The organism is Methylopila sp. Yamaguchi (assembly GCF_002897035.1).
Classification (GTDB): domain Bacteria; phylum Pseudomonadota; class Alphaproteobacteria; order Rhizobiales; family Methylopilaceae; genus Methylopila.
Map to the genome: position 1 here is coordinate 1 of NZ_BAUX01000025.1, position 14,236 is coordinate 14,236.

Here is a 14,236-nt window from a genome sequence, read left to right on the forward strand (position 1 = left end):
AGAAGGTCGGGGCCGGCGGCTGATCGCCGAGACGCTTGGCGGCCTCGGCTTCAGCGCGGCGCTTCGCCTCGTCTTCCTGAGCCCGGCGCGCGTCCTCCTCGCGCTTGCGCGCTTCCGCGGCGAGACGCTCGCGCTCCTCGTTCGCCTCGCGGATGATCCGCGCGCGAGCCTCTTCTTCGGCCCTCTTGCGATCCTCAGCTTCACGGACGCGCGCGCCGGCCAGCGCCTGGGCGCGGGCGCCCATCTCGTCGCTGGTCAGGGTGCGCAGCACCATACCGCCGGGGCCGCCGCCGCGCGACGGACCGCTCGGACGTCCGCCCTGCGCGGGACGCTGCGGGTTCGCTGGCGACTGCGGCGCCGCGGGACGCGGCGCGCTCGCGGCGGAGGTCTGGGACGCAGCCGGCCGCGGCGCGGCGGGAGCCGACGCCTGCGTCGGCGCCGATGCCGGCGTCTTGGCGGTCTCGCCCGGTCCGAGCGTGCGCCGCTTCACCTTCTCCACGACCACCGCGTTGGTGCGCCCGTGGCTGAAGCTCTGCCGCACGACGCCCGGCTCCGACGAACGCTTCAACGTCAGCGTCTTCGGCGAAGCGGTCAGCGTCTTGTCGCCCGTGTTTTTCGTATCCGTCATGCCTTGTCCGTTCCCGCGGGCTCGCCCGCGCCTGTAACTGTCGCTCCGACGGCGTCCGTCGGAGGAGGTCCGTCGCCGCTTACGCCTTCATACCGCGCGAGCGCGTCGCATCGCGCGAGGAAGGCGGCGCTGACCGGACCTGCGAGCAGCGCTGCATGTACCACATTCGACCGCCCCAACGCCAAGTCCAATTGACCTGAGCGAAACAGGCTCATCACCCGCAGGCCCGAGCTTTTCCCGAGCCGCGTGGCGGTCTGTCTCAGCTTGCGGAGGCCGTCGGCTCCCGCGTCGTTCGCCTCCACCAGCGCCAGGACGGGCTCTTTGGCGAGCGCCGCCTCGACCTTCGCGAAGCCGCAGATCACTCGGCCCGCCTTGTTGGCGAAGCCGAGCATCGCGAGCGCTTGGCGCTCCAACAATTCCCGCACGCTCGCGTCCAGCGCGGGATCGACCGAGATCGCGCCGTCCTTGAAACCGCGGGCGAACGCCTTCTTCTTCAGGGCGAGGCGAACCGAGTCCGCCGTCGCCGTCACCCACACGCCCCGGCCGGGAAGCTCGCGCTTCAGGTCCGGAACCACCGTCCCGTCCGGCGCCCGGACAAAACGTAGCAGCTCCTCGACGGGTTTCGCCTCGCGCGTGGCGACGCAGGTGCGCTCCGGCGCCTTGCGGTCGTCCTCGCGTTCAGCCACGTCCGCCTCGTTCGCTCCGCTCAGACCCGCGCCTCTCCGTCCGTGACGTAAGCCTCTTCGCCTTCGGCCGCTTCCGGCTCGGTCGACGCCAGGTCGGCCTCGTCGATCCAGCCCGCCTTGACGCGCGCAGCCATGATCATGGCCTCCGCCTCGTCGCGCGACAGGTCGAAGCCGTCGAGCGCGCCCGCCTCACGCTTCGGCTCGGGGCCGGAGCGGTCGATCCAGCCGATCAGGTCGTCGGTGGCGCAGCCCGCGAGGTCCTCGACGCTCTTCACGTCGTTCTCGCCGAGAGCCACCAGCATGGCGGTGGTGACGCCGGGCACCTCCTTCAGCGCGTCGTCGACGCCGAGTTCGATGCGCTTCGCGTCGTGCTCGGCCTCAATGCGGGCGAGATAGTCCTGGGCGCGGGCCTGAATTTCCGCCGCCATGTCCTCGTCGAAGCCCTCGATGGTCGCGAGCTCGGACGGCTCGACATAGGCGAGCTCCTCGACGGAGGCGAAGCCTTCCGCCGCGAGCAGCTGGCCGAGCGTCTCGTCGACGTCGAGCGCCTCCATGAAGGCCTGGGTGCGCGCGGTGAATTCCTTCTGGCGCCGCTCGCTCTCCTCAGCCTCGGTCAGGATGTCGATGTCCCAGCCGGTGAGCTGAGACGCGAGGCGCACGTTCTGGCCGCGACGGCCGATGGCCAGCGAGAGCTGGTCGTCGGGAACCACGACCTCGATCTTTTCCGAGTCCTCGTCGAGGACGACCTTCACGACCTGCGCCGGCTGCAGCGCGTTGACGATGAAGGTGGCCGCGTCCTGCGACCACGGGATGATGTCGATCTTCTCGCCCTGAAGCTCCTGCACCACGGCCTGCACGCGCGAGCCGCGCATGCCGACGCAGGCGCCGACGGGGTCGATGGACCCGTCACGCGAGATCACGGCGATCTTGGCGCGCGAGCCGGGGTCGCGGGCGACCGCCTTCACCTCGATGACGCCGTCGTAGATCTCCGGCACTTCCTGGGCGAACAGCTTCGCCATGAACTGAGGATGCGTGCGCGACAGAAAAATCTGCGGCCCGCGCGGCTCACGGCGCACGTCGTAGACGTAGGCGCGGACGCGGTCGCCGGGGCGGAACATCTCGCGCGGCAGCAGTTCGTCGCGACGCACGATGGCCTCGCCGCGGCCGAGGTCGACGATCACGTTGCCGTATTCAACGCGCTTCACCAGCCCGTTGACGATGTCGCTGATGCGCTCCTTGTACTCCTGGTACTGACGATCGCGCTCGGCGTCGCGCACCTTCTGCACGATCACCTGCTTGGCAGATTGCGCGGCGATGCGGCCGAAGTCGAAGGGCGGCAGCGTGTCGGCGATGTAGTCGCCAGGCTGCGCCGCGGGGTTGCGCTTGCGCGCGTCTTCGACGGCGATCTCGATGTTGTCGTTGTCGACCTGGTCGACGACGAGCATCAGGCGCGACAGCCGGATCTCGCCCGACTTCGGGTTGATCTCGGCGCGGATCTCGGTCTCCTGGCCGTAGCGCGAACGCGCGGCCTTCTGGATCGCGTCCTCCATCGCTTCGAGCACGATGCTCTTGTCGATGACCTTCTCGCGAGCGACCGCTTCGGCGATCTGCAGCAGTTCGAGCCGGTTGGCGCTGACCGCCATTGACGTCACCTCCGTCCCTTAGGGGCCGGCTTTGCGCCGTTCCCCTTCGCATTCCCGCTCCACCGGCGGGCCGGCCGCGCGCCGGACGGCGCAGCGGCGTCAGTGTCTTCGTCGTTCGCAGCCGGAGACGGCGCGCCGTCGTCCGTCATCGGCCTGTCCTCGTCGGCGTCTTCCGGCGCCCGACCCGCGGCCTTGGCGCGGCGCAGCGCCTCGCGGATCAGCTCGTCCGTCAGGATCAGCCGCGCCTCGCCGACGTCGGCGATCGGCAGTTCGACCCGGGCGACCTCGTCCTTGGCCGCGTCGTCGCGGCGCAGGATCGCCTTGTCGCCGGCGACGCCTTCGAGGAAACCCTTGAAGCGTTTCCGGCCGTCGACCGGAATCTCCATCTCGACCTTGGCGAGATGGCCGGCCCAGCGGGCGAAGTCGGAGACCCGCACCAGCGGCCGGTCGATGCCCGGCGACGAGAGCTCAAGATGGTAGGCCTTGTCGACCGGGTCCTCGACGTCGAGCACCGGCGAAATCGCCTTGGAGGCGACCTCGCAGTCGTCGACCGTGAAGGTGCCGTCCGGGCGCTCCGCCATGATCTGGAGCGTGTAGCCGTTCCGCCCGGAGGACTTCACGCGCACGAGGCGGAACCCGAGATCCATCAGCGTCGGACCGACGATCGAGGCTACACGCGCGTCGACGCCGCTCTCGGTCACGAGGCGCGGTTCGTCGAGGGGGCTGTCGATCTCAGTCGCGATGGCGTCTGCCATGGAGTCCGTTCGGCTAACAAGGTTTGGGAGCGGGCCCGGGAGGACCCACCCTCGAAGGCTCATTCGAGCCAGTCGACGATGTCATTGAGTAAGGCGGATATACGCGGCTTGCGCCCGGATCGCAAGGGCGCGGCGTTCCCGGGCTCCAATGGACAGCCGCCGGCCGGCCGTGCAGTCATGCCGCCCAACAACGATAAGCCTCATAGGGAGAAACGGATCATGGGTTCGCTGTATTCGGCCGAGCATCTGGCCTTGCAGGACGAGTTCGGCTCGACAAAGCTCGCGGGCTTCCTGGACGAGCATCACGTGACGGACGCGCTGAGCGACAAGGACGCGGCCTTCGTAGCCTCGCGGGACTACTTCTTCCTGTCGACCGTGGATCCCGAGGGCATGCCGACCGTCTCCTACAAGGGCGGGCCAGTCGGCGTGGTGAAGGTGCTCGGGCCGAACGCGCTCGCCTTTCCCGGCTTCGATGGCAACGGGATGTTCTATTCGATGGGCAACGTCGCGGGGCAGGCCAAAGTCGGTCTGCTGTTCATCGATTTCGAGACGCCCCACCGCCTGCGCGTTCAGGGAACGGCGCGCGTAGAGCGCGAGGATCCGCTGATCGGCGCCTGGCCGGAGGCGAAGTACGTGGTCCGAGTCGACGTGAGCAAGTCCTGGGTCAACTGCCCGCGCTACATCCACAAGCATGTGCGGGTCGAGACCTCGAAATACGTGCCGGAAGCCGGCAAGACCACACCGCTCGCCGCGTGGAAGCGGCTCGACATCGTGCAGGACGCGCTGCCCCAAGAGGAGCGCGCGCGGGCGGAAGGCGAAGGCCTGCTCGACCTCCCGTCCTATGAAGCGAAGCTCGTGACCGGCGACGCCTGAGGCCCCGTCGTTCCTTTGTCGCGGTCGCTGCCCGACGGACCCGCCCTAGTTGGCCGCTCCCATCAAAGAGCAGGAGCGCGTCATGCACGTCACGCTAGAGAACGCCGAAGCCGCCATCGCCAAGGCGATCCAGAAGGCCCGCGAGATCGACACCTTCATGTGCGTCGCGGTGGTCGACTCCGGCGCGGATCTCAAGGCGTTCCACCGCATGGACGACGCCTGGGTCGGCAGCATCGACATCGCGATCAAGAAGGCGAAGACCGCCGTGTTCTTCGGGATGCCCACCGGCGAGATTGGCAAGCTGTCGCAGCCCGGCGCGCCGCTGTTCGGGATCGAGCATTCCAACGGCGGGTTGATCACCTTCCCCGGCGGCTTGCCGATCGTGGATGAGAACGGCGTCATGATCGGCGCGATCGGGGTGAGCGGCAGTTCGGTCGAGAACGACCATGCGGTTGCGACCGCGGGCGTCGAGGCGCTGGGCTCGTCGGAGCTCCCCGCGCACCCTTGGAGGACCTGAGCGAACGCCGTAAGACCGTCGGCGCGGCGACCGCGCCGCGCCGAGGAGGCCCCAAGCCCATGCCCGACGTCCGCTCGATCTGCGCCATCGGCCTCCGCGGCCAAATGGGGCTCAATGGCGTGCTACCCTGGGAGGGCGACCGCCGAGCGCCCTTCGTCGAGGACGTGGCGCGCTTCTTCGACATCACCCGCGGCCATGTGCTGATCGCAGGGCGCAAAACGATCGAGGCGATCCCGGAGTTCGCCCGCGGCGACCGCACGCTGTTCATCACCGATCGCACGATGGAGCCGCGCGAGGTGCTCGCCCGCTTCCCCGACCGGATCGTGTACGTCGGCGGCGGTCCCGTCGCCTGGGGGGCCTACGCGCCGTACATCCGACACTGGGACATCAACCGCCTGCCCTATGACGGCGAAGCGGACCGCTGGTTCGATCCGGCCTGGCTGCTTGCGGGGGGTCAGGCGCTGGAATTCTGAGCTGCGACGCTTACTCCACCGCCTGCCGCTCCTTCGCCTCGCCGAGCCGATCGGACAGATCCGCCAGGTTGCCGACGAGGTTCCTGAGCGCGAACACAAGCCCCATGGTGGGCACCGCGGCCGCGACGTCGATCAGTCGGACGGTCTCCCCATCACGGAGGTGCGCCACGGCGTCGTCGAGCGCTGCGAGCCGCGCCTCGGCTTCGTCGCGCTCGACGGTCACGTCCCGGCCAGCGGCGACGCTGTCGAGCATGTCGGCGGCCGCCAGAATAACGGCGTCGGCCAGCGGCCCGACCAGCCGGCGGGTGACGTCCGGCGCCGCGTTCAAGGCGCGCTCCACCGCCACAGCGTCATTGCGGACCCGCCAGAGCGTGCGGGCGAGCGCCGCCCGCCCCTCCGCGCCCGATCGAGCGCCGGGCGCGCGGCGGGCGTCGGCCACCGTCTTCTCCAGCGCCGCCAGCTTGCGCCGGATCGCGTCTTGCGCGCCGAGGAGCGCATGCGCGCCTTCCGGCCCGCGACGGCGGGTGGGAGCCCCGCGGAGCAACGCAGCGATGTCCTTCGCCACGCCGCGCGCTTCGCGGGCGAGATCCCGGTCCACATGCGCGGGAAACACGATCAGCGTGGTCGCCACGCCGATGGCGCAGCCGAGAAGCACCTCGGCCACCCGCTCCGCCGCGACCACCAGGGCGCCCGACTGGTTCGCAGTCGCCACCAGCAGGATCGCCGCCGTGATGGGCGCCAGCCGCAGCATGGGCCGCCCCGCGGCCGCGAACGCCAGCAACGCGACTGTGGCCGTGAGCACGACCGACGTCGCGACCAGCGACTGCGGATGGAGGAAACCCGCGGCTCCGCCGACAATCGCGCCGACCACCGTCCCGACCGCCCGCTCCTGGGCCGCGGCCACCGTGCCTCCCACGCTCGTCTGAACCACGATGAGCGCCGAAATCACGCTCCAGTAGCCTTGCGGCAGCGAGAGCAGCGTGGCCGCGACGAAAGCCGACGCGGAGGCCACCGCGACCTTCGCGGCGAACTTCAGGTCGGCGGCGTGGCGGTCGGCGAAGGTGAGGCGCATCGAATATGTCCCGTCGATGACGTTATGGCGCGACCTGCGCCGGCGCGCAGACCCGCAAGATCAGCGCTCCGCTATTCTCTCCCACGCGGTTTCGGGCTAAAGCTTGGGTTCGAACGGGCGGCTTCCGCCGCCCCGCGGAGCTTCAAAGACCGTTCTGGAATGACAGCCCACACTCCCAAGCTCTTCGTCAAATCCTACGGCTGTCAGATGAACGTCTACGACGCGGAGCGCATGGCCGGCGCGCTTGCGCCCGAGGGCTACGTCGAAACCCAGTCGGCGGACGACGCCGACCTCATCATCCTCAACACCTGCCACATCCGCGAGAAGGCCGCCGAGAAGGTCTACTCGGAGCTCGGCCGCATCCGGAAGATGAAGCAGGAGACCGGGCGCCGGCCCAAGGTCGCGGTCGCCGGCTGCGTCGCGCAGGCCGAAGGCGCCGAGATCCTGAAGCGCGCGCCGGTCGTGGACCTCGTGGTCGGGCCGCAGAGCTACCACCGCCTGCCGGAGCTCCTGCGCGAGGCGGCGGAGGGGCGTCGCCCGGTCGACACCGAGTTCTCGGTCGAGGACAAGTTCGACCACCTCTCGCGGCCGGCCCCCAAGGCCATCCGGGGCCGTGGCGTCACGGCCTTCGTCACCGTGCAGGAAGGTTGCGACAAGTTCTGCACCTTCTGCGTGGTGCCCTACACCCGCGGCGCGGAGGCCTCCCGGTCGGTGGCGCAGATCGTCGCCGAGACCGAGCGTCTGGTCGCCGCCGGCGTTCGCGAAGTGACGCTGCTCGGCCAGAACGTGGACGCCTTCCATGGCGAGGGACCGGACGGCCGGGCCTGGTCGCTGGCGCGCCTGCTCGCGCGCCTCGCCGAGATCCAAGGCCTCGCGCGGCTGCGCTACACCACCAGCCACCCCCGGGACATGGGCGACGACCTGATCGCCGCCCATCGCGACCTGCCCAAGCTGATGCCGTACCTGCATCTCCCCGTGCAGTCCGGCTCCGACCGCATCCTCGCCGCCATGAACCGCAAGCACACGGCCGACGAGTATCTCCGGCTGATCGGCAAGGTTCGTTCCGCCCGGCCGGACCTGGCGCTCTCGGGAGACTTCATCGTCGGCTTTCCTGGTGAGACCGACGCTGACTTCGAGGCGACGATGGCGATCGCCCGCGCGGCGGACTACGCCAGTGCCTTCACCTTCAAATACAGCCCGCGGCCCGGCACGCCGGCCTCCGACATGGCCGGCCAAGTTGAGGAGGCGGTGAAGGACGAGCGGCTGCAGCGATTGCAGGCGCTGATCTCGGCGCAGCAGGCGGCCTTCGCGCGCTCGCTGGTCGGCCGCCGCATCGACGTGCTGCTCGACCGGCCGGGACGCCATGAGGGCCAGCTCGCGGGCCGCTCGCCCTATCTTCAGCCTGTGCAGATCGTCGCTCCGGGCGCTAACCTCGGCGACGTGATCGACGCCGTGGTGACCGACGTCGGCGCCAACAGCTTGTTCGCCGCGCCCGCGGGCGGCGTGCGCGAAACCCGTCGTGAGCCCGCGGAGGCGACCGCTTGAGCGCGGACAGCACCGTCAAAGGTTTCGATCCATTGCGGGCGAACGCGGCTGCGCCGTCTCCCCGCAAGCCCGGCTTCGCGCGCGAGACATCCTCGCCGGCGGAGGTCACCATCGCCTTCGACGACAATCGGCACGCCTCGAGCCTGATGGGCAGCCACGACCAGAACCTCGCGTTCCTGGAGCGCAGGCTCGGCGTCGAGGCCACGGTGCGCGGCAATCACGTGGCGCTGCGCGGCCCGGCCGAGGCCTGCCGCCAAGCCCGCAAGGTGCTCGAGAGCCTTTACGACCGGGTGAAGCGCGGCGAGTCCGTCGCGCTCGGGGACGTCGACGGCGCGATCCGCATGGCGGCGTCGCAGGGGCAGCTGTTTCCAGCGGACGGCGACGGCCCGCGTCCCGGCTTCGCCCAGGTCGCGACCCGCAAGAAAACCATCGTCGCCCGCACCGCGGCCCAAGACGCCTACATCCGCTCGCTCGGGCGCCACGAGCTGGTGTTCGCGACCGGCCCCGCCGGCACCGGCAAGACCTACATCGCAGTCGCCTGGGCGGCCGCGCTGATCGAGCGCGGCGAAGCCGACCGCATCATCCTTTCCCGTCCCGCGGTTGAGGCCGGCGAGCGCCTCGGGTTCCTGCCGGGCGACATGAAGGAGAAGGTCGATCCCTATCTCCGCCCGCTTTACGACGCGCTCTACGACGTGATGCCGGCCGAAAAGGTCGAACGCGGCATGACCTCGGGCATGATCGAGATCGCCCCGCTCGCCTTCATGCGCGGTCGGACGCTCGCCAACGCCGTGGTGCTCCTGGACGAGGCGCAGAACACCTCGTCCATGCAGATGAAGATGTTTCTCACCCGGCTCGGCGAGAACAGCCGCATGATCATCACCGGCGACCCGACGCAGATCGACCTGCCGCCAGGTCAGGTGTCGGGGCTGGCCGAAGCGGTGGGCCTGCTTGAGAACGTCGAGGGCATCGGCGTGACGCGCTTCTCCGCCGCCGACGTGGTGCGCCATGAGCTCGTCGCGCGGATCGTCCGCGCCTACGAGGGCGCGCACGAGAGTCCGAGCGTATGAGCCCGGATCGATCTCCCCCCGTCGCGCTCGAAATCGTGCGCGACAGCGAACTCTGGGACGCCCTCCCCGACGCGGAGGAGCTTGTGGCGGCCGCGGTGCTCGCCGCCTTCGACGAGGCGGAGCTCGACGCTCTCCCGGCCGCGGAGCTCGCGGTGACGCTCGCCGACGACGCGCGCGTGCGTGAGCTCAACGCGGCCTGGCGGGCCAAGGACACGCCCACCAACGTGCTCACCTTCCCGGCCTTCGAGCCGGACCAGATGGCCGACGCGCCGATGCTCGGCGACGTGATCCTCGCTTACGAGACCGTCGCCCGCGAGGCCGAGGACGAAGGCAAGACCTTCTCCGCCCATCTCTCCCATCTCGTGGTCCACGGCGTGCTGCATCTCTTCGGCTACGACCACGTCGTCGACGCCGCGGCGGAGGAGATGGAGGCGATCGAGACCCGCGCCCTCGCTCGCATCGGGGTCGCCGACCCCTACGCCGACGCGCCTGAAACTCTCCGAACGGTCTGACCCCATGTCTTCCTCCGACACCCCCGCCCGCGAACGCGCCCCCCACGGCCGCGAGTCCGACGGGCGTTCCGACAACTGGATCGAGCGATTGCGGGCCTTCGTCGGGCTCGGCGCGCCGCAGACGCTGCGGGAAGAGTTCGCGGAGGCGCTGGAGGAGACGGACGAGACCGATCTCTCCGTCTCGCCCCAGGAGAGGGTGCTGCTTCGCAACGTGCTCGGTCTGCGGGGCACGCGCGTCGACGACGTGATGGTTCCCCGCAGCGAAATCGTGGCGGTGTCCGACGACATCACCCTCGGCCAACTGCTCGCGACCTTCGCCGCGGCGGGGCATTCGCGGCTGCCGGTGCACCAGGGCTCGCTCGACGAGCCGCGCGGCATGATCCACGTGAAGGACGCGCTTGCGGTTATCGCCCGCGGCTCCGCGGGCGAAGGGACGGCCCTCGACCTCACGACAGTGGACGTCACAGCGCGCATCGGCGACGCCGACCTGATCCGGCCGGTGATCTACGCGCCGCCCTCCATGGCCGCGACCGATCTGCTCGTGCGGATGCAGTCGCTGCATATCCACCTCGCGCTCGTGGTCGACGAGTACGGCGGCGTCGACGGGCTCGTCTCGATCGAGGACATCGTCGAGACCATCGTCGGCGACATCGAGGACGAGCACGACGACGAGGAAGAGGTGCGGATCGCGGCCGACGGCGAAGGCGGCTTCGTCGCGGACGCCCGCGCCGCGCTCGAGGACGTGGCGGAGGCGGTTGGTCCGGCCTTCGACATTTCCAACTTCGTCGACGAGGTCGACACGCTCGGCGGGCTGATCGTGACGCTGGCCGGCCGCGTGCCGGCCGAGGGAGACGTGGTGGCCGGCCCCGGCGGGCATCGGCTCGAGGTGCTGAAGGCCGATCCGCGACGAGTCGTGTCGGTGCGCATCGTACGCGGCGGAACCGACCCCGCGCGCGCATCGGACGAATCGGATACCTCGGGGAGCGCCGCGGACGCGGCCTGAGCCGTTCCCGACACCAAAGAGCCCGACCGCCATGCCGCGCCGTCTCGAGGTCCTATCGTCGTGCGCGGAACGGGTGACGCTGCTTTCGGGCTGGCGGCGCGCCTTGGTCGCCGTCGTCGCCGGCGCTGTGTCCGCTATCGCCATGCCGCCGTTCTCGGTCTGGCCGGCGCTCGCCCTCACCCTTCCCGTCGCCGTCTGGCTGATCGACGGAGCCTCCGGCGCGACGCGGCTCCGCAGCGTCTTCGCCGCGGCCCGCATCGGCTGGTGTTTCGGCTTCGGCTATTTTCTCGCGGGCCTCTGGTGGGTGGGATCGGCCTTCCTGGTGGACGCCGACGTGTTCGGCTGGCTGATGCCTTTCGCCGTCGTCGGCTTGCCCATGGGTCTGGCGCTGTTTCCGGCCGCCGGCTTCGCGCTCGCCCGACTGCTGTGGAGCGGCGGCGCGCGGCGGGTTTTCGCCTTCGCGCTCGGCCTCGGCCTCTCCGAGCTCGCACGCGGCCACATCCTCACCGGGTTTCCCTGGAACTCCTTCGGCTACGTGCTCGCCGACCAGCTGTGGCTCGGCCAGTTCGCCTCCGTGATCGGCGTCGAGGGCCTGACCTTCCTGAGCCTCGCGATCTTCGCGGCGCCCGCGGTCCTCGGCGACCTGCGACCGCGGCTCGGCCTCGTCGGCCTCGCCGCGGCGACGCTCGCCGGCCTCGCCGTCTTCGGCGCCGCGCGCCTCACGCTCGCGGGCGAGACCGAGTTCGACCCGCGGGTCACGGTGCGGGCGTTGCAGCCCGAGATACCGCAGGACCTGAAGACGCAGGAGGCGGCGCGCGACACCATCATGGACTCCTACCTCGCCCTGTCGGACGAGGCGCGCTCGCCGGAAGCGCGGGGCTTCGCCGACGCGACGCTGACCGTGTGGCCGGAGTCCGCCTTTCCCTTCCTGCTATCGCGCGCGCCGGACGCCCTCGACCGCATTGGACGAAGCCTCGCGCCGGGAGCCACGCTCGCGACAGGCTCGGTGCGCGGCGAGCGGCGCCCGGACGGAGAGGGCGCCGATTTCTGGAACGCGCTGCATCTCGTGGGCGACGACGGCTCGATCCTCGCCACCTACGACAAGATTCACCTGGTGCCCTTCGGGGAGTACCTGCCGCTGCAGTCCTGGTTGGAGGCGATCGGCCTTGAGCAGCTGACGCGCCTGCAGGGCGGCTTCGCCTCGGGGGAGCGCGCAAACCTGATCGCGCTGCCGCAGGGACCGCGCTTTCGGACGCTAATCTGCTACGAAGCGATCTTTCCCGAGGAGATCCTCGGCGGGGACAGGCCCGACTTCCTGCTGAACGTCACGAACGACGCCTGGTTCGGCCGCACCCCCGGCCCCTATCAGCATGCGGCCCAAGCCCGTGTCCGAACGGTCGAGCAGGGTCTGCCGATGGTCCGCTCGGCGAATGGCGGGGTGTCCTCGGTGGTCGACGCCTATGGGCGGGTCGTCGCGTCCCTGCCGTTGGGTCAACGTGGGACAGTCGACGCGCGGCTGCCGCGTCCAATAGCCGCCACGCTGTACTCACGTACCGGGGGTTGGCTTTTCCTTCTGCTCCCAGTGGTGTTTTTGGTCGTTGTATGCATAAAGCGTTCCCGCGTTTGACAGGGAAACGTGGCAAGATCAGAGTTGCGGACGTTGTTCGCGTCGCGCGTTTTGATCTTTCTGCGCTAGCGCATGCGCAAAGCGAAACGAAGCAGGTTCGGCGGGGGCGACGCCGCACGCTCAAGTGTGCGAGGAGAATTCGATGATTAAGAAGACGCCGAACCCGGTCGACAAGCACGTCGGCAGCCGGGTACGAATGCGTCGTGTCTTGATCGGCATGAGCCAGGAAAAGCTTGGCGAAGCTCTCGGCATCACGTTCCAACAGATTCAGAAGTACGAGAAGGGCACCAATCGCATCGGCGCCAGCCGGATGCAGCAGATCGCCACGGTGATGGGCGTGCCGGTGTCGTACTTCTTCGAAGACGCGCCCGGCGCGCAGGCGGAGGGCCAGCCCGGCTTCGGCGAGGCTCCGAGCTCCGACTATGTGGTGGACTTCCTGACCACCACCGAAGGCCTTCAGCTGAACAAGGCGTTTGTTCGGATCGCGGACCCGAAGGTCCGTCGCAAGATCGTGGACCTAGTCTCCGCGCTCGCCGAACCCGCTGCTTGAACGCCTTCTTGACCGTCCGCATGGCTTCTGCGAGGAACAAAACCGTTCGGCCTACCGGACGGTTTTGTCTCCCTTTTCTGTCGCAGGAGGCCGCTTGTGGCGCGCGCTGATTACCTGTTCACCAGCGAGTCGGTCTCCGAGGGTCATCCGGACAAAGTCTGCGATCGGATCTCCGACGAGGTGGTCGACATCTACCTCGGCGCCATGCCCGAGGCGCGCGTGGCCTGCGAGACGCTCGCCACCACGAACCGCGTTGTGATCGCCGGCGAGGTGCGCGGCCCCGACAGCATCACCAAGGACCAGATCGTCGAGGCCGCGCGCGCGGCGATCAAGGACATCGGCTACGAACAGGACGGCTTCCATTGGAAGACCGCCGAAATCGACGTGTACCTCCATGCCCAGTCCGCGCACATCGCGCAGGGCGTCGACGCCTCCGGCAACAAGGACGAAGGCGCGGGCGACCAGGGCATCATGTTCGGCTACGCCTGCCGCGAGACGCCGGAGCTGATGCCGGCGCCGATCTATTACGCGCACAAGATCCTAAAGCGCCTCGCCGAAATCCGGCACTCCGGCGAGCAGCCGACGCTCGGACCTGACGCCAAGAGTCAGGTGACCGTGCGCTACGCCAACGGCGTCCCGGTCGGCGTGACCTCGATCGTGCTCTCGACCCAGCACACCGACGAGGCCCAGACCTCCGCCGACATTCGCGCCCTCGTCGAGCCCTACATCCGCCAGACTCTCCCAGGCGGCTGGATCTCCGATGAGACCATCTGGCACGTGAACCCCACAGGCTCCTTCGTCATCGGCGGTCCCGACGGCGACGCCGGCCTCACGGGCCGCAAGATCATCGTCGACACCTACGGCGGGGCGGCTCCCCATGGCGGCGGCGCCTTCTCGGGCAAGGACCCGACCAAGGTCGACCGCTCGGCCGCCTACGCGGCGCGCTACCTCGCGAAGAACGTCGTCGCGGCGGACCTCGCGGATCGGGCCACGATCCAGCTGTCCTACGCCATCGGCGTGTCGCAGCCCCTGTCGATCTACGTCGATCTGCACGGCACCGGCCGGGTGGACGAGGCGAGGCTCGAAAGGGTCCTTGGGGAGGCGATGAGCCTGTCGCCCCGCGGCATCCGCGAGAAGCTGCAGCTCAACCGCCCGATCTACGCGCGCACCGCCGCCTACGGTCACTTCGGTCGCGCGCCGGACGCGGACGGCGGCTTCTCGTGGGAGGCGACCGACCTCGCCGAGGCGTTGAAGTCCGCGCTCGGCTGAGCTCGGACCGAAGTCC

The 14,236-nt window shown here is 69.5% G+C and carries 15 protein-coding genes; 10 read left to right on the forward strand and 5 right to left on the reverse strand.

Translation table 11 applies throughout. The features are described from left to right. The 4 genes from METY_RS19895 to rimP all read right to left on the reverse strand — a co-directional run. On the reverse strand, nucleotides 1–628 hold a 628-nt coding region (locus tag METY_RS19895; protein ID WP_200819747.1), incomplete at its 3' end, for a translation initiation factor IF-2 associated domain-containing protein. Then, a complete protein-coding gene (locus tag METY_RS19900; protein WP_103123136.1) occupies nucleotides 625–1,314 on the reverse strand; it encodes an RNA-binding protein in 690 nt (229 codons plus the stop codon). The genes METY_RS19900 and METY_RS19895, both read right to left, overlap by 4 nt. A gap of 20 nt (nucleotides 1,315–1,334) precedes the next feature. Continuing rightward, entirely contained in the window at nucleotides 1,335–2,957 is a 1,623-nt protein-coding gene (gene nusA, locus METY_RS19905; RefSeq protein ID WP_103123137.1) for a transcription termination factor NusA, read from the reverse strand. 5 nt (nucleotides 2,958–2,962) lie between these two features. Then, nucleotides 2,963–3,712, reverse strand: coding sequence for a ribosome maturation factor RimP (gene rimP / locus METY_RS19910; protein ID WP_103123138.1), 750 nt, complete (start codon nucleotides 3,710–3,712; stop codon nucleotides 2,963–2,965). Nucleotides 3,713–3,931: 219 nt separating this feature from the next. On the opposite strand from rimP, the gene METY_RS19915 reads away from it, so the two are divergent. From METY_RS19915 to METY_RS19925, 3 genes are all read left to right on the forward strand, one after another. Beyond that, nucleotides 3,932–4,585: a pyridoxamine 5'-phosphate oxidase family protein gene (locus METY_RS19915; protein WP_103123139.1), complete on the forward strand. Its 654-nt coding sequence runs from the start codon at nucleotides 3,932–3,934 to the stop codon at nucleotides 4,583–4,585. 82 nt (nucleotides 4,586–4,667) lie between these two features. Further along, nucleotides 4,668–5,102, forward strand: coding sequence for a GlcG/HbpS family heme-binding protein (locus METY_RS19920; RefSeq protein ID WP_103123159.1), 435 nt, complete (start codon nucleotides 4,668–4,670; stop codon nucleotides 5,100–5,102). Between the two features lie 59 nt (nucleotides 5,103–5,161). Beyond that, nucleotides 5,162–5,575 carry a dihydrofolate reductase gene (locus METY_RS19925; RefSeq protein ID WP_103123160.1) on the forward strand — a complete coding sequence of 138 codons (414 nt, stop codon included), beginning with the start codon at nucleotides 5,162–5,164 and terminating at the stop codon, nucleotides 5,573–5,575. Between the two features lie 10 nt (nucleotides 5,576–5,585). Here METY_RS19925 and METY_RS19930 read toward each other — a convergent pair whose 3' ends face one another. After that, nucleotides 5,586–6,647: an FUSC family protein gene (locus METY_RS19930; protein ID WP_103123140.1), complete on the reverse strand. Its 1,062-nt coding sequence runs from the start codon at nucleotides 6,645–6,647 to the stop codon at nucleotides 5,586–5,588. Between the two features lie 159 nt (nucleotides 6,648–6,806). Between METY_RS19930 and miaB the strand changes: the two genes are divergently transcribed. The 7 genes from miaB to metK all read left to right on the forward strand — a co-directional run bounded on the left by miaB (nucleotide 6,807) and on the right by metK (nucleotide 14,220). Continuing rightward, nucleotides 6,807–8,192: a tRNA (N6-isopentenyl adenosine(37)-C2)-methylthiotransferase MiaB gene (miaB, locus tag METY_RS19935; protein ID WP_103123141.1), complete on the forward strand. Its 1,386-nt coding sequence runs from the start codon at nucleotides 6,807–6,809 to the stop codon at nucleotides 8,190–8,192. Continuing rightward, nucleotides 8,189–9,259, forward strand: coding sequence for a PhoH family protein (locus tag METY_RS19940; protein ID WP_444849102.1), 1,071 nt, complete (start codon nucleotides 8,189–8,191; stop codon nucleotides 9,257–9,259). Before miaB ends, METY_RS19940 begins: the two co-directional genes overlap by 4 nt. Further along, entirely contained in the window at nucleotides 9,256–9,771 is a 516-nt protein-coding gene (gene ybeY / locus METY_RS19945; protein WP_103123142.1) for an rRNA maturation RNase YbeY, read from the forward strand. The genes METY_RS19940 and ybeY overlap by 4 nt, the downstream gene beginning before the upstream one ends. A gap of 4 nt (nucleotides 9,772–9,775) precedes the next feature. After that, nucleotides 9,776–10,774, forward strand: coding sequence for a transporter associated domain-containing protein (locus tag METY_RS19950; RefSeq protein WP_103123143.1), 999 nt, complete (start codon nucleotides 9,776–9,778; stop codon nucleotides 10,772–10,774). A gap of 31 nt (nucleotides 10,775–10,805) precedes the next feature. After that, nucleotides 10,806–12,401 (forward strand): apolipoprotein N-acyltransferase, encoded by a 1,596-nt coding sequence (gene lnt / locus METY_RS19955; protein ID WP_103123144.1) that lies wholly within the window; start codon nucleotides 10,806–10,808, stop codon nucleotides 12,399–12,401. A gap of 142 nt (nucleotides 12,402–12,543) precedes the next feature. Next, nucleotides 12,544–12,951 (forward strand): helix-turn-helix domain-containing protein, encoded by a 408-nt coding sequence (locus METY_RS19960; RefSeq protein ID WP_103123145.1) that lies wholly within the window; start codon nucleotides 12,544–12,546, stop codon nucleotides 12,949–12,951. A gap of 96 nt (nucleotides 12,952–13,047) precedes the next feature. Continuing rightward, a complete protein-coding gene (metK, locus tag METY_RS19965; protein ID WP_103123146.1) occupies nucleotides 13,048–14,220 on the forward strand; it encodes a methionine adenosyltransferase in 1,173 nt (390 codons plus the stop codon). Nucleotides 14,221–14,236: the final 16 nt, after the last annotated feature.